Raw genomic sequence first — 260 nt, forward strand, 5'->3', positions numbered from 1 at the left:
CTCGAAACCATGCTAGATCGTGTCGCGATCTACAAGGAAAAAAGTGAGCTTTTAAAACAAAAAATCAAAAAAGCCATGAAATACCCGATTACTGTCATTGTTGTTGCAGTGATTGTCACGATTATTTTGATGGTAAAAGTCGTCCCCGTCTTTCAGGATTTATTTAGCTCATTTGGTGCAGAACTTCCTGCTTTTACCCAGATGGTGGTGAATATGTCAAAATGGATGCAATCCTACTGGTTCATTATGATTATTGTGAT

At 37.7% G+C, this 260-nt stretch carries 1 protein-coding gene; it reads left to right on the forward strand.

Annotated elements, in window-relative coordinates; translation table 11 throughout:
* A partial coding sequence (locus JR005_RS14425; protein ID WP_228731741.1) for a type II secretion system F family protein occupies positions 1-260 on the forward strand: 260 nt, incomplete at both ends.

The sequence above is a fragment of the Acinetobacter sp. Colony158 genome, assembly GCF_019264745.1.
Taxonomy (GTDB): domain Bacteria; phylum Pseudomonadota; class Gammaproteobacteria; order Pseudomonadales; family Moraxellaceae; genus Acinetobacter; species Acinetobacter ursingii.